Genomic DNA, 19,021 nt, shown 5'->3' with positions numbered 1-19,021 from the left:
AGGAAGAGCGGGTTCGGCGTGCCGGACAGTCGGGCAGTAGCGCAGCCTGGTAGCGCACTTCACTGGGGGTGAAGGGGTCGTCGGTTCAAATCCGGCCTGCCCGACCATTTTTTCCAATTCCGTCGATCCTCGACCTGAAAACCGGTTGCCGTGAACCACGGCGCCCGTTGCGGGCACGTGGCCCAGGCACACTCCGGCATCGCGCCGTTGCCTTCGGTTGCAATTAAAATCTCTTATGCAACCAAATCTTACCCGATTTTCTTCATGTCCTTTGTTGTCACCGGACCTCCAGGGACGTTAAATGGAGCGCACCTGAGGGGCGTAGCGCGGGGAGGATGCGATGCGGATCAAGCAAATGCCACCGACCGCCCTGCGCGGACAGGCCGGCGCGGCGATCGACACGTTTCACAGGTGGTGGATCGAGACCGACGGCACGATGCGCGCGGACATGCCGCATTTCGCTCGCCAGGTGTTCCTGAGCCCGGAAACCGACGGCGAGCGCATTCCGGAAATCGGTTATCTCGGCCGCGGCTCCTTCATTCACGAAGTCATGGGCGGCAAGTTCGGCGCGGATCAGGCGGCCGCAATCCGCCAGGCAGATCCACGGTTCGAGGCGTCCGTCGCCGCCGGTTTTGCGATTGCATCGACCGGCCGCGCGGTTTGCGACGAAGTGGAGATGGAGGTCACGCCTCCGGGCATGACCTCCCCGCTCCACGTTGCCTATTACCGGATCATCGTCCCGGTGAAGTTTGCCCCGGAAACATTTGCGCTGGTCAATCTGACGCTTCCGCGAGACGACTGGCGCGCGAAACACATTCGGCCAGATACAGCGCGTCCGCGCGTGAACTGACCAGGAAGGCGTCGTCCTGCATGCGCCCCGGGGCCGGATCGTGCCATATGGTGGCAAGCGGATATTGGCGGCATGCGCCATAAATATACCCGAGCCCAAGCCGGACATGCTTGTCCCGCGCCAGCCCGACCGACCAGTCCGGCGCCCACGACATCATCGACAAGAACAGCGAGATCTGCGCACCAAGGGCAAGCGCGCGCCGGGACTTGCCCGTGGATCGGAAGGATTCCGCTGTCAGCGCCTCTCCCGAATAGCAGACACGCCCCCGGATTTCCTCCATCGGCTTGCACGACCAGGTCTCATCCAGCAAATCCTCCCCGTAAGGGCGATAGAACCGGGCCAGCCGGTTTCGGTGATGCTCCAGAAAGGACATGTCGCCAGTGTCGAACACTTGCGAACAGTAGAACACCACGGGCCGGCCCTCGTGGAGGAGCGTCAGGCAGAAGCTGTCTTCCCGGTTGAACTCAAAATGCTGGAGCTGAAAATGCTCCGTTACATGCTTTCCAGAAGCTTCGATATTGTGAACGATGGCGCGAAAGTCCACATCGACCCGGTATTCCAGATCCATTTCATTAAGTCTTGCCGACAGAATGTCCCTGGCCCTGGCGAAGACATCCGTTTTGAGAGGTCCGATTGTCATGATCCAATCCCTAAATCATTGGTGGTAACGGACCTTTTCGACGGCCGGAATCGGCTTACGTCAATGCGGACTGTTAAAAAAGCCAATGAGAGGATCACAAATCCCGCCCGGACGGCACGCATCCTTTCCAAGCGGCAAGCGGTGTGTCCACGATGTGTTTATTTCGGCTCGCCACAGGTGAGGCTCCGCTGGGGAAGCAAGCCCGCCCCCTTTTCGCCGCTCCCAAATGGCGGGGACGCAACAGGTGATCCGCTCCGAACGGGAGAGACCCCGAGCCTTTCTTCCTCCGCCGGCCGGCGCAGTGTTTGGGGCGTTTCGGTCATTCCCGACGCCCTATCCGCCCTCTACCTGGATCAACCGGACGAGGTTCCCGCAAGGGACGTCCAGGACAGCCATATACGAAGCCAACGATGTTTTCCGAGCGGGATATCCTTCTTGAGCTTGAACCCCAGCTTGCCGGGGTAGAACTCAAGCGCTCGCGCCCGATCCTCGACAAACACGGCAAGCGTGGCGGAGCAGCTCCAGGCTCACGGCATGTGCCTTTGAGCGCCCTTTCCAGGCACTCTCGAGCCATCCGGCCCGCTCCAGCATGGAAAGATGCCGGGATATTGTTTGACGCGACAGGGAGTTTCCATCCGCAGATGTCGGGGAAGCGAACATCTCGAAGAGGGACCGGTTCGGCCGACGTCGCAACGACGCCAGGATGCGGCAGCGCTCCATAGGCGCCCAAAATGCAAAAGATTGCTGCATGTCAAACCGGCGTACGACGGTCTCGGGACACGCCGTGCACGTCACTGGGTTTTCTTGATATTGCCCATGATTGCAATGGCGCGGGCGACCATGTCTTCCACCGCCTTGTCGGAAATATCGTATGTCCTGGCATAGGCGGCCATTGCGAGCGCGACCGCCTGCAGGTTGTTTTCTTCCGCGAGCTCGCTGTTTTCGCAAGCGGTCAGAACCGCTTCCCCAACCAGGACTTCCTCGATATCGCGTTCGCTCACGTAGAATCACTCCTGCACAATCATCAAGCCTGGCAAGAACTTCTCAATTTCAAACACCGATGGCTTTTGCACACACCCCCAATAGCTTCAGGTTCTACAAGGAGACGGCAACCGCGACCAGTTCTTTCTTTCGCGCCGGGCGCTCGAAAACGGCAGCTCCCGCCTTCGCCATAGCAGCGGGTTTCGTCGCGCCACCGACGTCCGCATGGGCGAACCGGCCGCTTACCTCGAAAAGCAACTGAAAGCCTTTCGCCAGGGCACGCGCACCCGCGAGATGATGAGCGTGGTTGCGAAAAGCCTCGACGATCAGTCGATCGCCGATCTTCCGGCCTGGTCCTTTGCGCACAAGGTGGAGACCGCACTTCCTGCGGGCGTATCCGTCGACGATGCACCGCAGGCCTGCACCGCATGTCACGGCGCGGAGGGGGTCGGCCAGCTCGGGAACGTGCCGAATCTGGCAAGTGAAAGTGCAATCTACATCGATACGCAGCTCAAGGCGTTTCGCCTTGGAAAGCGGACCGACGACGTCATGAGCGCCATTGCGGCGGATCTCACCACCGAGGAGATCCGCGCCCATGCGGACCGGAACGCTGCAATCGAGTTGAACATCATCGACGCGCATTGACGGACCGAGGGGCAAGCCGCCCTCGCCGGCCCGCGCACCGCCCGGCAGCCGTTGTCAGCGTGCCTGATCCAGGATGCGCTTGCACTCCAGAAGCTCAAACAGCGTCGCCTGCAGCCGGCGGATGTCGTCCTTGGAAAGGTTTCCGGAGGCGGCGACCTCGACCCGCTCGCCGAGCAGTCGCTCCATCAGCCGAAGGCCGGCACGCGCCTGGGCCGGTTCACCGCCCTCCACAGCGTCTGGAAGAATGCCGCGCGGGAGATCCGCGTCCTGTTCGTCGGCAACCGATGCAGCGGCGCTCCCTGTCTCGCCACTCGCCTGCTGCGTCTTCGTCCTGCGATCGGGAGCGGACCGCGCGTTCGCCGGCGCCGAACCTTTCGAAGGCGGAGAGGCCACGCCCTCGTCGGCGCCGGCCACCTGGGCGGCAAGAGCCGCGAGCGGAAGGCCGTCCTCGCGCCAGACCTGCATGACGAAGCGCGCACCCTGTTCCTTCAGGATGCGCTGCACGCCCTTGATGGTATAGCCCTCGCCATACAGGAGGTGGCGGATCCCGCGCAGCAGATCGATGTCGTCGGGACGATAGTAACGCCGTCCGCCGCCGCGCTTCAGGGGACGAATCTGGCTGAAGCGGGTTTCCCAAAACCGGAGGACGTGTTGCGGAAGATCGAGATCCTCGGCGACCTCGCTGATCGTGCGGAAGGCGTCTGGGCTTTTTTCGGTCGACACGGACTTACCAGTCTATCGTCGCAATGGAATTCAATCGTCGCCGGATGGCCCGATCATCGTCTCGTTGATCTTCTTCTTCAAAACGTTCGACGGTTTGAAGACCATGACACGGCGCGGAAGGATCGGTACTTCCTCGCCGGTCTTCGGATTGCGGCCGATGCGTTCGCCCTTGGAGCGAACAACGAAGGATCCAAACGAGGAGAGCTTCACAGATTCACCGTCAACAAGACAATCCGCAATCTCTGATAGGACTTTTTCCACCAGTTCCGATGACTCGGATCTGGAGAGACCGACCTTCTGGTATACAGCTTCGCACAAGTCAGCCCGTGTGATTGTCTTGCCGCCCATGGTCCCTCCTTGGCCGAGCACCTGCCCTAGCGGAAATAGGGATAGTCATTCTTGCCGACAAGCGTATTGGCTTGCGCCCCGGCGGTCAACAGCGCCGGGCAAGTCCGGCACGAAAAACGCACGACATACAAGCGTTTGACACATTACCAGCGCAGAAGCGACGCGCCCCAGGTGAAGCCGCCGCCCATCGCTTCCAGCATGATGAGGTCGCCGCGCCTGATGCGCCCGTCGCGCACGGCGGCATCGACGGCAAGCGGGATGGAAGCCGCGGAGGTGTTTCCCTGGTCCTCCAGGGTGATCACAACCTTGGCGGGGTCGATGCCGAGTTTCTTCGCGCTGGCGTCTATGATCCGCCGGTTGGCCTGATGCGGGATGAACCAGTCGAGCGCGTCGGCATCCGTGCCGGTTGCGGCGAAAGCATCCTCGACCACATCGGTAATCATCGACACCGCGTGGCGGAACACTTCCTTGCCCTGCATGCGCAGATGGCCGACGGTCTGCGTGGAAGACGGCCCGCCGTCGACATAGAGCTTGTCGCGATGGTTTCCGTCGGAGCGCAGGTGCGACGTCAGGATGCCCCGGTCCCCTGCGGTTCCCTCGCCCTCGACCGCTTCCAGCACCATGGCGCCGGCGCCGTCGCCGAACAGCACGCAGGTGGTGCGGTCGTCCCAGTCGAGAATGCGCGAGAAGGTCTCCGCGCCGATGACGAGCGCGCGCTTTGCCATGCCGCAACGCAGATAGGCATCCGCCGTGGAAATCGCATAGACGAAGCCCGAACACACCGCATGAACATCGAAGGCAAAGCCTTTGGTCAGACCGAGTTTCTGCTGCACGGTCACGGCAGACGCCGGAAAGGTGTTGTCGGGTGTCGCGGTGGCGAGAATGATCAGATCGATATCCTGGGCCGTGAGACCGGCCGCCTCGAGCGCGCGCGTCGCCGCCTCGACGGCCAGATCGGAGGTGAATTCGCCCTCGGCTGCAATATGGCGCGCCCGGATGCCGGTGCGCTGCACGATCCACTCGTCGGAGGTGTCGACCATCTCCGCCAGTTCCGCGTTCGTCAGTCTGCGTTGCGGAAGATAGCTGCCCGTGCCGACGACAATGGAGCGCTTTACTGTCACTTATCACCTTCCGATCCGTCTCGCGCACCGAAACGGCCGCGATGGTAGTGCTTCAAATCATTGGAAATCTTGTGCATCAGGTCATTGCGGGCCATGTCGTAAGCCAGCTCGATCGCCGAGGAAAACCCTTCCGGATCCGTCCCGCCGTGACTCTTGATGACAATGCCGTTGAGGCCGAGAAAGACACCGCCATTGACCTTGCGCGGGTCGAGTTTCGCGCGCAGCACATCGAAGGAATCGCGCGCAAGCAGATAGCCGAGCCTCGCCCGCCAGCTGCGGTTCATCGCGGCGCGCAGATACCCGCCGATCTGCTTGGCCGTGCCTTCGGCGGTCTTCAGCGCGATGTTGCCGGCAAACCCCTCCGTGACAACCACATCGACCGTTCCCTTGCCCAGGTCGTCGCCTTCCACGAACCCGTCATAGGTCAGCGTGTCCAGATTGGCCTCGCGCAGCAGACGACCGGCGGTGCGGACCTCTTCCAGCCCCTTGACCTCCTCGACGCCGATGTTGAGCAGGCCGACACTCGGACGCTCGATGGAGAACAGCACCCGCGCCATCGCCCCGCCCAGAAGCGCGAAATCGATAAGTTGCTGCGCATCCGCACCGATCGTCGCGCCGACGTCGAGCACGATCGATTCGCCCCGCGCCGTCGGCCAGATCGCGGCAATGGCCGGACGTTCGATATTGGCCATGGTGCGCAGGCAGAACTTCGACATCGCCATCAGCGCGCCGGTGTTGCCGGCGGAGACCGCGACATCGGCCTCCCCGGTCTTCACCGCGTCGATGCTGCGCCACATGCTGGATTTCCACCGCCCCTGGCGAAGCGCCTGGCTGGGCTTGGCATCCATCGCCACCGATACGTCGCAATGGTGCAGGCTCGCGGTGTCGCGCAGCCGGGGGTGCGCAGCCAGCAGCGGCGCGACCACGTCCTTGTCGCCGAAAAGCGAAAAGACGATGTCCGGGCGACGTTCAAGCGCAAGCGCGGCGCCGTCCACGACGACTTTTGCCCCGTTGTCGCCACCCATCGCATCTAGTGAAATTCGAACCGTTTGAGCCATCGTCCGCTTTGTTTCCGGCCGTTTCTTGTCCTGTCGGCGACATGTGCTGCTGGCGGCCCGGGCCACCGGGCCAGGCCGCCCACCGGCGCTACAGTGTCCAGGTCTGGCCCGGCACGCGGACCGCACGGTCTGCGTCACGGGCCCGGCGGACGCCGAGGCGTTGGCGAACATACCCGTTTGCCACCGCGAAACAACCGCTTTCTCCTTTCGCACCGCAATGCGATCAACGCTGTACCGGATCCTCACCCATCGGTCTTCTTGAGGTCCGCAAGGACGGCAAAAGGAGACGGGCGGCCCGCACCGGCGGCTTTTTCGCCCTCCTCGTCTTCATCCGCACGATAGGCGTCGGGCACCTTTGCCTCCGGCGCGCGCGGGTAGAGATCGAGAGCAAGGGCGAATTGTTCGCACAGCACCGCGCCCAGATCGAGATCGCGACCGCTCAGCGGATCGGGGGGATCCTCGCTGAAGGCCTCGACCTCGATTTCAGCCGTCTCGTCGGCTTCGCTCGCACGCGGATCGAACCGGCGGGAAAAGGTCTCGTCGATCACCTGCTCCACCGGCGCCAGCGTCACGACACACGGCTGTGTCGCGCGGGCACGCAGATGCCCCTCGACGGCGATTCCGTCCTTTCGCCAGGGACGCAGGCGGAACACGCAGCGCATGTCCTGCAGGTCCAGAAGGCCGTAGGTCTCGATCAGCCGGGCGCGCTCATTCGCATCGGGCTCAAAGGTCAGTTCCTTCTCCTGATTGCCGAGACGGGTGACGTCGAACAGCCGGGTCACCGGAAATGTCTTCACGATCATGGGCCGATCTCCCTTTATTTTGAAAAGTCCGTTGCGGCCGGCCAGTCCGGGCGGCCCTGAAGAATTTCGTCCGCCGGCTGCCCGTCCAGGGCATCGGCGGCGGACCGGATGTAGCGCGCCATGGCAAACGCGGCCTCCGGCTTTTGAGTTTCGGCAAAGAAATTGCGTTCGACAGCCCCGGCAAGCGATTGCGTCCCGCCGTCCTTGAGCGCCTGGCCGTAGACGGCCGCGCGTCCGTAGAAGGCTTCGGCCATCTTCTTCACCTTCTTGGGCACGGTGACGTCGCCAACGCCCATCTCCCGCAAAGTCCCGTCCATGTCCTCGAAGAACAGATCGAAGAGGTCCTGCGAAAAGGCGCTCTCGACCTGCGATCCGCCGCGCAGGCGCTCCAGGACAAGAATGGTGTGGAGCACCACCAGTTCGAAACGGCCGTCGACTGTATCCGGCACATCGAGGCTGGCGTAAAAATGCGGTTGCCGTGCCTGCGCCACGATCGCGGTGTAGGTCGCAATGACTTGCGGGGGCGTGCGCCGGCGGAACAGACCGAATATCATGGTTTGCCTTCGTCTGGAGCGAGGTTGCCAAGTCGCCTATCGCAGGTTAGGGACTTTGCCAAGGATGCACGGTCCACGATATCGACCGGCGTTTGCCCTTATGTCGGGCTTTGCAGCACGGAAAGCAACAGGACACGTTTCAATGAAGAAATGGCTTCGCGGTGCACTTGTGGTTGGCGTGTTGGGATTGCCGCTCGGCGGATGCTTCACCACGACGCTCAACCACGGTCATGTCATTCCGGCCGAGCGCGTGCGCGACATTCAGGTGGGCTCTTCGCGCGAACAGGTCGAACTCCTGCTCGGGTCGCCCTCCACCGTGTCCCGGCTGGACGGCGACGCCTATTACTATATTTCGCAAACCAAGGAGACGACTGCGTTCCTGGCTCCCGAAACGGTCGAGCAGCGCGTTGTCGCCATCTACTTCGACGAGGACGGTTTCGTGCGCGACACCGGCTATTACAGCCAGGAGGACGGCAAGATCGTCGACATCCTGACGCGCAAGACCCGGACCGGCGGCTCCGATTACGGCTTCCTCACGCAGATCCTGCGCGGCGCCCAGAACCCGAGCCTCGGCCTTTGATCCGGACGACCCCGCAGGGGTCGGCCTGACCGCAAATGCAAAACGCCCGCAGCATCTCGCCGCGGGCGTTTTTCGTCTAGCCGATGGGAAAGCCGCCCGCCCGAACGGACGGGGGCTCCCGTGTCAGCCGTGCGCCAGCACCGCCAGCAGCAACAAGGCGATGATGTTGGTGATCTTGATCATCGGGTTCACGGCGGGTCCCGCGGTATCCTTGTAGGGATCGCCCACGGTATCGCCGGTCACCGAGGCCTTGTGCGCCTCGGAGCCCTTCTCGTGCTTGACGCCGTCCTTGTCGACGAAGCCGTCCTCGAAGGACTTCTTGGCGTTGTCCCAGGCACCGCCACCGGCGGTCATGGAAATCGCCACGAAGAGACCGGTGACGATCACCCCGAGCAGCATGGCGCCAAGCGCCGCGAAGCCTTGCGACTTGCCGGCAATGGCCGCGATCGCGAAATAGATCACGATCGGCGACAGCACCGGCATCAGCGACGGCACGATCATCTCGCGGATCGCCGCCTTGGTCAGCATGTCGACGGCCCGGCCGTAATCCGGCTTTTCCGTCCCCTGCATGATCCCCGGCTTTTCCTTGAACTGCCGGCGCACTTCCTCCACGACGGCACCGGCCGCGCGGCCCACGGCGGTCATCGAAATGCCGCCGAAGAGATAGGGAAGCAGGCCGCCGAACAGCAGGCCGACGACGACATAGGGGTTCGACAGGGAGAAGTCGACGCTCACCCCCTCGAAGTAGCTGCCGGGCGCTGCATTGGCCGCGAAGAACTTGAGATCCTCCGTATAGGCCGCAAACAGAACCAGGGCGCCGAGACCGGCGGAGCCGATCGCATAGCCCTTGGTCACCGCCTTCGTGGTGTTGCCGACCGCGTCCAGCGCATCGGTGGTGACGCGCACTTCCGCCGGAAGGCCCGCCATTTCCGCAATGCCGCCGGCGTTGTCGGTTACCGGACCGAAGGCATCGAGCGCCACGACCATGCCGGCAAGCGCCAGCATCGTGGTGACCGCGATGGCGATGCCGAAGAGGCCGGCCAGGTTGAACGCCGCCAGGATGCCCACGATGATGATGATCGCGGGAAGCGCGGTGGCCTCAAGCGAGATCGCAAGCCCCTGGATGACGTTTGTGCCATGCCCGGTGACCGATGCCTGTGCGATGGAGCGCACCGGACGATAGTCGGTTCCGGTATAATACTCCGTGACCCAGATGATCAGGCCGGTGACGAGCAACCCGACGAGGCCGCAGTAAAACAGCTGCTGTCCGGTGAAGCTGACGCCGCCGGAGGTCGTGTACTCGGTGGAAAAACCCAGCCAGAAAAACACGACGGCGAAAAGCGCCACGGCGGAGAGCACGGCCGTTGCGACAAACCCCTTGTAGAGCGCGCCCATGATCGAGTTGTTGGCGCCGAGTTTGACGAAGAACGTGCCGATGATCGAAGTCACGACGCAGGCTCCGCCGATCACAAGCGGCAACAGCATGAGGTCGGTGGCGGCGCCGCCGGTGAAGAAGATCGACGCGAGCACCATCGTTGCAACGACGGTTACGGCATAGGTCTCGAACAGATCGGCAGCCATGCCGGCACAGTCGCCGACATTGTCACCGACATTGTCGGCGATGGTTGCTGGGTTGCGGGGGTCGTCTTCCGGAATGCCGGCCTCGACCTTGCCGACGAGATCGCCGCCGACATCCGCACCCTTGGTGAAGATGCCACCGCCCAGTCGCGCGAAGATCGAGATCAGCGAGGCACCGAAGCCGAGCGCGACAAGCGCGTCGATTACCGTGCGGCTTTGAGCGGCGAAGCCCATGCCCTCTGTCAGGATGGCGTAGTAGACGGTCACGCCGAGAAGCGCGAGACCGGCGACGAGCATGCCGGTGACCGCGCCGGACTTGAAGGCGATTTCCAGCCCTGCGGCGAGCGAGCTGCTGGCCGCCTGCGCGGTCCGAACGTTGGCCCGCACCGACACGAGCATGCCGATATAGCCGGCCGCGGCCGACAGGATTGCCCCGATCGCGAAGCCGATGGCCACGAGCACACCGAGCAGCCAGGCCACGAGTGCGAAGATCACGACGCCGACGATGGCGATCGTCGTGTACTGACGGTTGAGATAGGCCTGAGCACCTTCCTGGATGGCGCCGGCGATTTCCTGCATGCGTTCATTGCCGGCGTCCGACGCCATGACGGACTGGACTGCCCAGATGCCGTAAGCGATGGAAAGCAGACCACATAAGATGACAAGTGTGAGTTCGAGCATTCTTCCCCCCAATGAAGGACGCGAAATGGGCCTGTGTTTGTTTTGCTTCTGGCCCGGAGGGCTTCGACGGTAGCCGTCCTGCGCCTGTCGTCAAGGCGCAGTTTGGCCAAGGGCACCGGATCGGGGGAATCAGATGCCACGGCCTGCGATTTCCGACGGGAGGCGTCCGGATCAGACCCGGGAGGCGGATCGCTCCGACAGGACTAGCCATGCGAGAAGAATCACGCAGAGCAACGTGAAGGGGAAAACGAGCCAGTTCACGGTCGCCCATCCGAAGGTATGCAGCAACGCGCCGGACGAAAACGATGCGGCCGCGACGAAGCCGAAGACCAGGAAGTCGTTCACGGCCTGGACCTTGTTGCGTTCGGCCGGACGATAGACATCGGTGAGCATCGCCGTCGCGCCGATGAAACCGAAGTTCCAGCCAAGCCCGAGCAGGACCAGGGCGATCCAGAAATTTGCGACATTCACGCCTGCCAGGGCAACGACGGCACAGCCGGCAAGAAGCGCCAGGCCGACGGCGACGATGCGTTCGCGCCCGAACCTTGCGATCAGGTGGCCGGTGAAGAAACTCGGCCCGAACATTGCCAGCACATGCCACTGGATCGCATGGGCCGCGTCTGTCTGCGTCAGCCCGCAGCCGATCATGGCGAGCGGCGTCGCCGTCATGACGAGGCTCATCAGGGCGTAGGAGGTGATCCCGCAGGCCGCGGCGACGATGAAACGCGGCTGCACCATGATCTGGCGCAACGGACGGCTCGCACCCGCAGCCACCGGCCCGCGCGCCGGGCGGGGAATGGAGATGAAGGCCAGGATCACAAGGCTTATCAGGGCAAGGCCGGCCTGCGCGATATAGGTGCCTGCAAACATGATCGGGTCGAAGAGATCGGCCGTGTTGATCACGGTCTGCGGACCGATGATCCCGGCCGCGACGCCTCCGGCGAGCACAAAGGAGATCGCCTTGGGGCGAAACGCATCGCTGGCGGTATCCGCGGCCGCAAAACGGTACTGCTGCACGAAGGCGCTGACGAAACCGCTGGCCATGACGGCAAGGCAAAACAGGATAAAGTCGGCCTGGAAGATCGCATAGGCGGAGACCAGCCCGGACAGGATTCCAAGCATCGCCGAGCCGACAAAACCGGCGCGCCGCCCGAAGCGGTGCATGATCGCGCCGGCAGGCAACGTGCCGAAGGCCGTGCCCAGCACGAAACTCGAGACGGGGAGCGTCGCAAGCGACTTGTCGGCACCGAGCAGGCTTGCCCCGACAAGCGAGGCCGATGCAATGACGATGGAGGCCGACGCGCCGCCAAGCGCCTGGGCGATTGCCAAAAGGACCGCGTTGCGGCGCGCGAGGCGGTCGTCGACAAGGAAATCGGTGGCGTTGGCGGCTGCGGTCATCGTCATGTCCGGCTGGGGTGCCATGGCCAGTTCCGGGCCGAAAAACAGGCCGTTCAATGGGCGCAAGCGCATGGCAGCGATGGAATGTCGACACCCGGTTTAGGACGCCAATGCGAAAAGCGCAAATCGCCTTGTCGCGCGCCCCGAACCGGCCACCCGATCTTCCCCTACGGCAATTCGACGGCGATCAGGCGTCGCCGCTGTCCGGTTCCGATGCTTGACCTGCCTCTTTTGCCGGTGCCTGTGCGCTGAACTCCTTTTCGCGGAATTCGCGAGCCAGCCGGTCCAGCACACCGTTGACCATACGCGGCTCGTCGCCATCGTAAAACGCGCGGGCGACGTCGATGTATTCACTGATGACGACGCGGGCCGGCACATCCTTGCGCTTCATCAGTTCAAGCGCACCGGCGCGCAGGATCGCCCGAAGGGTCGTGTCGATCCGCTTCAACGGCCAGCCGGCGACAAGCGCGCGGTTGATCACCGGATCGAGGGTGCGCTGCTGATCGACAACACCGCCCACCAGATCCCGGAACCATGCCGGGTCGGCCTCGCGGTACTGCTCGCCATCGACTTCGGCGCCCAGGCGAAAGGCTTCGAATTCCGCCAGCACGTCGGCAAGGTTCACCCCGCCGACGTCCATCTGATAAAGCGCCTGAACGGCGGACAGCCGCGCGGCACCGCGCTTGTTTGCGGGACGCGGCGTGTCGGCGGGTGCGGGCGTGGGATCGGACATCGACGTCAAACTCCGAGCTGGTCCCGGACGGCGATCATGTCGAGCGCCGCCTGCGCCGCCGAACCGCCCTTGTTCTTCTGCTTCACATCTGCGCGCGCCCAGGCCTGGTCGCTGTTTTCGACGGTGAGAATGCCGTTGCCGACAGGCAAGGCGGCATCGACCACCAGTTCCATCACAGCACGAGCCGATTCATTGGCCACGATGTCATAGTGAGACGTCTCGCCGCGAATGACGCAGCCAAGCAGAACCGCGCCGTCGAAGTCGGCGACACCACCTTCCATCGCCGCCAGTGCCATGGCGAGCGCGCCGGGAATCTCCAGAACGCCGGGGACGGAAACGCGCGTCACCTCGGCACCATTGGCGTCAAGCACGTCCATCGCGCCGCTCAGAAGCGCATCGGCGATGTCGTTGTAAAAACGGGCATCGATAACCAGGATCTTCGGGGTTGCCATATCGCCTCTTCCACCTTCAAAGCGCGCAAGACCGAAAGCCTGAGGCCGGTCAGCTGCGCGCGGGATCGAAATTTGATGTCGCGGTGTCTTGCCGCTCAGCCCCGTCGCCGGTCGGCGATGGACGATCCGCCGAACGGCAAATCGACGCGCGCGACGGCCGCTGTCAGGGTGCCGGTAGGAACCACGCCTTGCCCCCTTTGTCCAGCCCGGATTGCCGATGCCTGCCCTGCGCCCGGCGCAGGAACCCTCCGCTAGCGGTATTCGGCAAGCCGGGCCGCGTAACGCGCCATCATGTCGACTTCCAGATTGACAAGATCGCCGGCCTTGCGGTCCGCCCAGGTGGTGGCCGTCAGCGTATGCGGGATCAGGAAGACGGAGAAGGTGTCGCCATCGACTTCGTTCACCGTGAGCGAGGTGCCGTCGAGCGCGACCCCGCCCTTCCTGGCGATGAAGGGGGCGAATTCGGCCGGCACGCGAAAGCGGAAGCAGACGGAATCCGGATGGTCAGTGCGCTCGACGATCTCCGCGGTCGCATCGACATGCCCCTGGACGATGTGGCCGCCCAGCTCGTCGCCGATCTTCAGCGACCGTTCGAGATTGACCCTTGCGCCAACCGTCCAGTTTCCGACCGTCGTCAGTTTCAGCGTTTCGGCGGCCGATTCAATCTCGAACCAGTTTGTTTCGCCGTCGCGGCCCTTCGCGGTGACCGTATGGCACACACCGTCGCAAGCGATGGACGCACCGATGTCGATCCCGTCGGGATCGTAGACCGTGGCGATCCGCGTCCGCAGACCGGCCGGAATCCGCGAAATTTCGGCGATGCATCCAATGTCGCTGATGATTCCGGTGAACATGGGTCACTCCATCCTTCGAAGGTAGCGCGTCATCGTATCGTCCCCGACCGGCACCGTTTCCAGCGCCGTGTAGCGGTCGATCTCGGACAGGGCCTCGAGGCCCCGGCCGGCGAACGGGAGAATGCCGCCCTCGCCCACCCGCATGTCGCCACGCGAGATTATCACCTCGTCGGCGAGGTCGCTCTCCACCAGCGCATTTGCGACCGTCGCGCCGCCTTCCACAAGCAGGCGCGTCAGGCCGCGCTGGCCGAGCGCGCGCATGGCGGCCTGCGGGTCGATGCGACCGTTGACCGGCGTCGCGAGGCGTATGACCGTGCATCCGGACGCCGAAAGCGCCGACACGCGGTCTGGATCGGCCTGCGCGCTCACCAGCACCCAGACGGGAACCTCGCGGGCGGTCCGGACCAGGCGAGTGTCCAGGGGAAGCCGCGCCGATGTGTCGAGAACAACACGCACAGGAGAGCGGTTCGCGAGCCCGGGGAGACGGCAGGTGAGCGCGGGATCGTCGGCGATTGCCGTTCCCACCCCCACCAGGATGCCGTCGCATTCCGCGCGCAAGACATGGACCCGGCGGAAGACGTCCGACCCGGTGATCGGGATCTGCCCCTCGCCTTCCCGCCCGATGAACCCGTCGCGGGAAACGGCGAGTTTCAAGATGACATGCGGACGCCCGGCGAGGACCCGGCGAACATGCCCGGCGTGATGATCGGCGCAGGCATCCCGCAAGACACCGGTGACGACCTCCACACCGCGGTCGCGCAGCATCGCGACACCGCGACCGGCCACGCGCGGATTGGGGTCGGGCAAGCCGATCACCACCCGCGCAACGCCCGCGTCGGCCAGCGCCACGGCGCAGGGACCGGTTCGCCCCTGATGGGAACAGGGTTCCAGTGTGACATAGCAGGTGGCCCCCCGCGCACGTTCGCCAGCCTGGCGCAGCGCGATCACCTCCGCATGGGCGCCACCGGGTGGCTGGGTAACGCCCTGCCCGACAACCACGCCCCCGGATGCGGGATCGCTGACAATCAGGGCGCCGACAGACGGATTGGGCCACACGCGGCCAAGCCCCCGCCGGGCGACGGAAAGAGCGGCAGCCATGAAACGCGCATCGACGGCCGTCATGGGATCATGAGCACTTCGGTCCACCGGCTACCCGTCGTTGAATGTCGTGGCATCGGGGCCACTCATCTCGTCGAGAAGCGCTTCGAAGTCCTTGGCTTCTCGGAAGTCCTTGTAGACTGAAGCGAACCGGACATAGGCAACGTCGTCGAGGACCTTGAGACCCTCCATCACCAGATTTCCGATATCCGCGGCCCGCACGTCGCTGTCGCCGGAGCTTTCCAGCTGGCGCACGATCCCGCTGATCATCCGTTCCACCTGATCGGGATCCACCGGACGCTTCCGGGTGGCAATACGAACGGACCGTTCCAGCTTTTCCCGGTCGAAGGGGACACGCCGTCCGGTCCGTTTGACCACCGTCAGTTCGCGCAGCTGAACCCGCTCGAAGGTGGTGAAGCGACCGCCGCACTCCGAACAGATCCGGCGGCGACGGATTGCGGTGTTGTCTTCCGTTGGACGCGAATCCTTCACCTGCGTGTCATCGCAACCGCAATATGGGCACTTCATGTGTCACTCGGCTCCGAACCGGATTGCGCCGCCCGTTTCGCCAGAAAACCTCGCGGGGCGGCGCAACGCCGGGATTGTCACAGGGACCGGGCGCGCGACGGCGCCATCGTCCGTCTCAAAGACCGGAATAGATCGGGAAGCGGTCGGTCAGTGCGACGACCTTTTCCTTCACCGCCGCCTCCACGGCCGCATTGCCGTCTTCGGAGTTTGCGGCCTTCAGACCGTCCAGCACCTCGGTGATCAGCTTGCCGATCTCGCGGAATTCCTGCTGGCCGAAACCACGCGTGGTGCCGGCCGGCGTGCCGAGGCGAATACCGGAGGTGATCGTCGGCTTCTGCGGATCGTTGGGAACGCCGTTCTTGTTGCAGGTGATGTTGGCACGCCCGAGCGAGGCCTCCGCCGACTTGCCCGTCAGGTCCTTGGGGCGCAGATCGACCAGCATCAGATGCGTGTCGGTCCCGTCGGAGACGATGTCCAGTCCGCCTTCGCGCAGGGTCTCGGCCAGCACCTTGGCATTCTCGACGACGTTGCGCGCATAGACCTTGAACTCCGGACGCAGCGCCTCGCCGAAGGCCACGGCCTTGCCGGCGATCACATGCATCAGCGGACCGCCCTGAAGCCCCGGGAACACCGCGGAATTGATCTTCTTGGCAATGTCCTCGCGATCCGTCAGCACGATGCCGCCGCGCGGACCGCGCAGGGTCTTGTGCGTGGTGGAGGTCGCGACGTCCGCGTGCGGGAACGGGCTCGGGTGCGCCCCACCGGCGACGAGGCCGGAGAAATGCGCCATGTCCACCATCAGATAGGCACCGACCGCATCCGCAACCTGGCGGAAGCGCGCGAAATCGATTTCACGCGAATAGGCCGAGCCGCCCGCAATGATGAGCGCCGGCTTGTGTTCGCGGGCCAGTTCCTCAAGCGCGTCGTAGTCGATGAGGCCGGTCGAGGTGTCGAGGCCGTATTGCACCGCGTTGAACCACTTGCCCGAAAGATTGGGGCGCGCGCCGTGGGTCAGGTGACCGCCGGCGTCGAGGCTCATGCCGAGGATCGTGTCGCCCGGCTTGATCAGGGCGAGGAACACGGCCTGGTTCGCCTGGCTGCCCGAATTGGGCTGCACGTTGGCGAAGCCGCAGCCGAACAGCTGCTTGACGCGGTCGATGGCGAGGTCCTCGGCGACGTCGACGAACTCGCAACCGCCGTAATAGCGACGGCCCGGATAGCCTTCCGCATATTTGTTGGTCATGATCGAGCCCTGCGCCTCGAGCACGGCGCGCGAGACGATGTTCTCGGAGGCGATGAGTTCGATCTCGTGGCGCTGGCGTCCGAGTTCGCGGGTGATGGCCGAATGGATTTCAGGGTCCGCGTCCGCAAGACCGCGCGTGAAGAAGTCCGGATAAATCGGCGTGTCGAGCGTTGAGTCGGTCATCGACATCGTCGGTCCCCTCTTTCGTGAACTGATCAGAACGCAAGCAAATGCTTGGGCAAGGCGCGCGGGCGAAACGTGTCTCCGTCACCAACCGGGCGCGGAAGACGAACAGGTGCCGCTGTCAAGGGTTTCGCAAATAGCACAGCCCAGTTGGCGAACCAAGAGCGAAGACCGGCATGCAACGGTCTCAGGGCGCCATCGACAGCCGCCGCGTCAGTTTGCGCAAGGCCAGTTGCTGCAGGTCCGCCTGGCTCGCCTGCCGGGGCCCCAGCACGACGACCTCGATCCCGGTGGCGGCGTCAATCGCCGTGACCCGCACCTGTCGTCCAACCGGAAAAAACTCGAAATACACCTCGCCCGTCGGGCCACCCGACTGGCTCATCCGGCCGTTCCGCTCACAGGAACCCGGCGCAACCGCGGCGCGCGGAACAGGGCACGACGCTCCGTTTCAGGGAAAGGGTCGCTCATGCGCTGTCTACTGATAGGCCGAGACCGCGGTGCTGGCGCCGTCAAGCGCCAGTCCGTCGCGGTCGTAGATATCGTCGCGGAAATGCACCACACCCTCGGCCGTCGCCCATCCGGTGACATAGGACATGTAGAGCGGGATCTGCGACTGAAGCCGTACGTCCTCACGCTCGCCGCTGCGGATCGTTTCGTCCACCCGGGCGCGATTCCAGTCCGGCGTCGTGCTGGCGAGAAGCCAGGTGATCAGCTCACGCACGTTCTGCACCCGCACGCAGCCGGAGGAATGGAACCGGTAATCGGATCCGAACAGGGATTTCGACGGCGTATCGTGCAGATAGACCTGATGCTTGTTGTGGAAGTTGATGCGAACCGACCCGAGCGAATTTATCTCGCCCGGCTCCTGGCGGAACTGGAACTTCGTCGCCTCGTCCGTTCCCCAGTCGATCTGCTGCCAGGAAAGCTCGTTGCCCTTCCAGTCGAAAATCCGGATCCGGTTCTTCTCCAGATATCGCGGATCCTCGTTCATCTTCGGGATCAGGTCCTTGCGGATGATCGAGACGGGCACCGTCCAGTACGGATTGAAATTCAGCTCGTAGATCTTGGAATTGAGGATCGGCGTCTGCCGGTCGATCTTGCCGACGACAGCGGTGTGACGCGACCGCACGCGACCATTCTCGACCGCCTCGATCTCGGCCGCCGGAATGTTGACCATCACATAACGATCGCCGAGGAAGCCGGACATGGAGCGCAGGCGCACCATGTTGGTCTCAAGCTGCGAAAGGCGCACAGCCGCGGGAACATTCATGGCGTTCAGCGTGCTCTTTCCGACGACGCCGTCGGGCGTCAGACCGTGACGGATCTGAAAGCGGCGAACGCCGGCATCGACGTAGGAATCGAAGGTGTCGGACATGCCGGCGGTCTGCTCGAGGTCGCCGGAGACCATCAACCGGCGACGCAGCGAGATCACATTGTCCTCGCGCGCCCCGAGACGCATGGCGCGGCGTCCGCTCGTCACCTGCGGCCAACCGCCGTTCTGGACGATCGATGAGTAGCGCTGGATCGCGGTTTCGACATAGGTCGCGGTATCGGGAGAAAGCGTCGGAGAAGACGATTCCACAGCCTGGAGACTGCGCATCGTGTTGTCGAACTGGTCGCTCCATTCCACACGCTGCTGCTGTTCGATCAGAGCCTTCAAGGCAGCGTTTTGCGCCAGCGCCGGGGTCGCGGACACCCCGGAAAACAGGACCGAGACGGCGCCAAGCAGCGAAACGCCAAGCAGGCCACGCCGCATCCGGGCGCGCGTCGCACCGTGTTTTGCCGACTGAGATGCCACCATGTTCATTCCGTCCCGCCTTGCCGTATCGTGTCAAACAGAGGTATCGCCACCGGATTAACAAATACTCTCTCCCGAAACGGGAGAGCCGACAGCAACAGCCTGTTTTGCGCCGCAATCCTTAACGCATGGTAATATGGCACATTCATGTCGCAGCGTCCGCCGCGTCCGC

General features: G+C 63.7%; 22 protein-coding genes and 1 tRNA gene. 4 read left to right on the top strand and 19 right to left on the bottom strand.

Annotation, left to right across the window (positions count from 1 at the left end; genetic code table 11):
* The first annotated feature begins 30 nt into the window (after positions 1–30).
* Together G572_RS0100770 and G572_RS0100765 are read left to right on the top strand one after the other, a co-directional pair.
* A tRNA-Pro gene (locus G572_RS0100770) sits at positions 31–107 on the top strand.
* A gap of 233 nt (positions 108–340) precedes the next feature.
* Positions 341–850, top strand: a complete 510-nt coding sequence (locus tag G572_RS0100765) for a hypothetical protein (protein WP_029056859.1) — start codon at positions 341–343, stop codon at positions 848–850.
* Here G572_RS0100765 and G572_RS0100760 read toward each other — a convergent pair.
* From G572_RS0100760 to G572_RS0100755, 3 genes are all read right to left on the bottom strand, one after another.
* Positions 774–1,490 (bottom strand): hypothetical protein, encoded by a 717-nt coding sequence (locus G572_RS0100760; RefSeq protein ID WP_156884435.1) that lies wholly within the window; start codon positions 1,488–1,490, stop codon positions 774–776. The genes G572_RS0100765 and G572_RS0100760 overlap by 77 nt on opposite strands.
* A 353-nt stretch (positions 1,491–1,843) precedes the next feature.
* Complete coding sequence (locus G572_RS26130; protein WP_156884434.1) at positions 1,844–1,990, bottom strand: VOC family protein; 147 nt, start codon at positions 1,988–1,990, stop codon at positions 1,844–1,846.
* 291 nt (positions 1,991–2,281) lie between these two features.
* Positions 2,282–2,491, bottom strand: coding sequence for a hypothetical protein (locus G572_RS0100755; RefSeq protein WP_029056857.1), 210 nt, complete (start codon positions 2,489–2,491; stop codon positions 2,282–2,284).
* Between the two features lie 205 nt (positions 2,492–2,696).
* Between G572_RS0100755 and G572_RS21870 the strand changes: the two genes are divergently transcribed.
* Complete coding sequence (locus tag G572_RS21870; protein WP_051241394.1) at positions 2,697–3,116, top strand: c-type cytochrome; 420 nt, start codon at positions 2,697–2,699, stop codon at positions 3,114–3,116.
* Between the two features lie 54 nt (positions 3,117–3,170).
* Here G572_RS21870 and G572_RS0100745 read toward each other — a convergent pair whose 3' ends face one another.
* The 6 genes from G572_RS0100745 to G572_RS0100720 all read right to left on the bottom strand — a co-directional run bounded on the left by G572_RS0100745 (position 3,171) and on the right by G572_RS0100720 (position 7,723).
* The gene (locus G572_RS0100745; protein ID WP_029056856.1) at positions 3,171–3,839 is read right to left on the bottom strand and encodes a MerR family transcriptional regulator; all 669 of its coding nucleotides are present in this window, start codon (positions 3,837–3,839) and stop codon (positions 3,171–3,173) included.
* Between the two features lie 30 nt (positions 3,840–3,869).
* Entirely contained in the window at positions 3,870–4,187 is a 318-nt protein-coding gene (locus tag G572_RS0100740) for an integration host factor subunit alpha (RefSeq protein WP_029056855.1), read from the bottom strand.
* A 143-nt stretch (positions 4,188–4,330) separates the two neighbouring features.
* On the bottom strand, positions 4,331–5,308 hold the full coding sequence (locus G572_RS0100735) for a beta-ketoacyl-ACP synthase III (protein WP_029056854.1): 978 nt from the start codon (positions 5,306–5,308) through the stop codon (positions 4,331–4,333).
* A complete protein-coding gene (gene plsX, locus G572_RS0100730; protein ID WP_029056853.1) occupies positions 5,305–6,366 on the bottom strand; it encodes a phosphate acyltransferase PlsX in 1,062 nt (353 codons plus the stop codon). Before plsX ends, G572_RS0100735 begins: the two co-directional genes overlap by 4 nt.
* A 242-nt stretch (positions 6,367–6,608) precedes the next feature.
* The gene (locus tag G572_RS0100725) at positions 6,609–7,169 is read right to left on the bottom strand and encodes a YceD family protein (protein WP_029056852.1); all 561 of its coding nucleotides are present in this window, start codon (positions 7,167–7,169) and stop codon (positions 6,609–6,611) included.
* Positions 7,170–7,183: 14 nt separating this feature from the next.
* Positions 7,184–7,723 carry a ubiquinol-cytochrome C chaperone family protein gene (locus tag G572_RS0100720; protein WP_029056851.1) on the bottom strand — a complete coding sequence of 180 codons (540 nt, stop codon included), beginning with the start codon at positions 7,721–7,723 and terminating at the stop codon, positions 7,184–7,186.
* A gap of 142 nt (positions 7,724–7,865) precedes the next feature.
* On the opposite strand from G572_RS0100720, the gene G572_RS0100715 reads away from it, so the two are divergent.
* Positions 7,866–8,303 carry an outer membrane protein assembly factor BamE gene (locus G572_RS0100715; RefSeq protein ID WP_029056850.1) on the top strand — a complete coding sequence of 146 codons (438 nt, stop codon included), beginning with the start codon at positions 7,866–7,868 and terminating at the stop codon, positions 8,301–8,303.
* 123 nt (positions 8,304–8,426) lie between these two features.
* On the opposite strand, the gene G572_RS0100710 is transcribed toward G572_RS0100715, so the two are convergent.
* The 10 genes from G572_RS0100710 to G572_RS0100665 form a co-directional block, all read right to left on the bottom strand.
* Positions 8,427–10,562, bottom strand: a complete 2,136-nt coding sequence (locus G572_RS0100710) for a sodium-translocating pyrophosphatase (protein ID WP_029056849.1) — start codon at positions 10,560–10,562, stop codon at positions 8,427–8,429.
* 171 nt (positions 10,563–10,733) lie between these two features.
* Entirely contained in the window at positions 10,734–11,984 is a 1,251-nt protein-coding gene (locus tag G572_RS0100705) for an MFS transporter (protein ID WP_029056848.1), read from the bottom strand.
* Between the two features lie 163 nt (positions 11,985–12,147).
* Positions 12,148–12,693: a transcription antitermination factor NusB gene (gene nusB, locus G572_RS0100700; RefSeq protein WP_156884433.1), complete on the bottom strand. Its 546-nt coding sequence runs from the start codon at positions 12,691–12,693 to the stop codon at positions 12,148–12,150.
* 5 nt (positions 12,694–12,698) lie between these two features.
* A complete protein-coding gene (gene ribH, locus G572_RS0100695) occupies positions 12,699–13,145 on the bottom strand; it encodes a 6,7-dimethyl-8-ribityllumazine synthase (protein WP_029056846.1) in 447 nt (148 codons plus the stop codon).
* A gap of 251 nt (positions 13,146–13,396) precedes the next feature.
* A complete protein-coding gene (locus G572_RS0100690; RefSeq protein WP_029056845.1) occupies positions 13,397–13,999 on the bottom strand; it encodes a riboflavin synthase in 603 nt (200 codons plus the stop codon).
* Between the two features lie 3 nt (positions 14,000–14,002).
* The gene (gene ribD, locus G572_RS0100685; protein WP_037544967.1) at positions 14,003–15,121 is read right to left on the bottom strand and encodes a bifunctional diaminohydroxyphosphoribosylaminopyrimidine deaminase/5-amino-6-(5-phosphoribosylamino)uracil reductase RibD; all 1,119 of its coding nucleotides are present in this window, start codon (positions 15,119–15,121) and stop codon (positions 14,003–14,005) included.
* 27 nt (positions 15,122–15,148) lie between these two features.
* Positions 15,149–15,625: a transcriptional regulator NrdR gene (gene nrdR / locus G572_RS0100680; RefSeq protein ID WP_029056843.1), complete on the bottom strand. Its 477-nt coding sequence runs from the start codon at positions 15,623–15,625 to the stop codon at positions 15,149–15,151.
* Between the two features lie 115 nt (positions 15,626–15,740).
* Positions 15,741–17,057: a serine hydroxymethyltransferase gene (gene glyA, locus G572_RS0100675; RefSeq protein WP_029056842.1), complete on the bottom strand. Its 1,317-nt coding sequence runs from the start codon at positions 17,055–17,057 to the stop codon at positions 15,741–15,743.
* A gap of 181 nt (positions 17,058–17,238) precedes the next feature.
* Complete coding sequence (locus G572_RS0100670; RefSeq protein WP_029056841.1) at positions 17,239–17,433, bottom strand: DUF6898 family protein; 195 nt, start codon at positions 17,431–17,433, stop codon at positions 17,239–17,241.
* A gap of 93 nt (positions 17,434–17,526) precedes the next feature.
* Positions 17,527–18,852, bottom strand: coding sequence for a L,D-transpeptidase family protein (locus G572_RS0100665; RefSeq protein ID WP_425423406.1), 1,326 nt, complete (start codon positions 18,850–18,852; stop codon positions 17,527–17,529).
* Between the last annotated feature and the right edge of the window lie 169 nt (positions 18,853–19,021).

This window comes from Stappia stellulata DSM 5886, assembly GCF_000423705.1.
GTDB classification, from domain to species: Bacteria; Pseudomonadota; Alphaproteobacteria; order Rhizobiales; family Stappiaceae; genus Stappia; species Stappia stellulata.
The sequence above is the reverse complement of the archived record's forward strand: the minus strand, read 5'-3'. Positions and strand labels throughout refer to the sequence as shown.

Bases quoted from the DNA above. Each gene is read 5' to 3' on its own strand.
- G572_RS0100765 (WP_029056859.1), top strand. From the start codon at position 341: ATGCGGATCAAGCAAATGCCACCGACCGCCCTGCGCGGACAGGCCGGC.
- G572_RS0100760 (WP_156884435.1), bottom strand. From the start codon at position 1,490: ATGACAATCGGACCTCTCAAAACGGATGTCTTCGCCAGGGCCAGGGAC.
- G572_RS21870 (WP_051241394.1), top strand. From the start codon at position 2,697: ATGGGCGAACCGGCCGCTTACCTCGAAAAGCAACTGAAAGCCTTTCGC.
- G572_RS0100740 (WP_029056855.1), bottom strand. From the start codon at position 4,187: ATGGGCGGCAAGACAATCACACGGGCTGACTTGTGCGAAGCTGTATAC.
- plsX (WP_029056853.1), bottom strand. From the start codon at position 6,366: ATGGCTCAAACGGTTCGAATTTCACTAGATGCGATGGGTGGCGACAAC.
- G572_RS0100725 (WP_029056852.1), bottom strand. From the start codon at position 7,169: ATGATCGTGAAGACATTTCCGGTGACCCGGCTGTTCGACGTCACCCGT.
- G572_RS0100720 (WP_029056851.1), bottom strand. From the start codon at position 7,723: ATGATATTCGGTCTGTTCCGCCGGCGCACGCCCCCGCAAGTCATTGCG.
- G572_RS0100715 (WP_029056850.1), top strand. From the start codon at position 7,866: ATGAAGAAATGGCTTCGCGGTGCACTTGTGGTTGGCGTGTTGGGATTG.
- G572_RS0100710 (WP_029056849.1), bottom strand. From the start codon at position 10,562: ATGCTCGAACTCACACTTGTCATCTTATGTGGTCTGCTTTCCATCGCT.
- G572_RS0100705 (WP_029056848.1), bottom strand. From the start codon at position 11,984: ATGGCACCCCAGCCGGACATGACGATGACCGCAGCCGCCAACGCCACC.
- nusB (WP_156884433.1), bottom strand. From the start codon at position 12,693: ATGTCCGATCCCACGCCCGCACCCGCCGACACGCCGCGTCCCGCAAAC.
- ribH (WP_029056846.1), bottom strand. From the start codon at position 13,145: ATGGCAACCCCGAAGATCCTGGTTATCGATGCCCGTTTTTACAACGAC.
- G572_RS0100690 (WP_029056845.1), bottom strand. From the start codon at position 13,999: ATGTTCACCGGAATCATCAGCGACATTGGATGCATCGCCGAAATTTCG.
- ribD (WP_037544967.1), bottom strand. From the start codon at position 15,121: ATGACGGCCGTCGATGCGCGTTTCATGGCTGCCGCTCTTTCCGTCGCC.
- nrdR (WP_029056843.1), bottom strand. From the start codon at position 15,625: ATGAAGTGCCCATATTGCGGTTGCGATGACACGCAGGTGAAGGATTCG.
- glyA (WP_029056842.1), bottom strand. From the start codon at position 17,057: ATGTCGATGACCGACTCAACGCTCGACACGCCGATTTATCCGGACTTC.
- G572_RS0100670 (WP_029056841.1), bottom strand. From the start codon at position 17,433: ATGAGCCAGTCGGGTGGCCCGACGGGCGAGGTGTATTTCGAGTTTTTT.
- G572_RS0100665 (WP_425423406.1), bottom strand. From the start codon at position 18,852: ATGGTGGCATCTCAGTCGGCAAAACACGGTGCGACGCGCGCCCGGATG.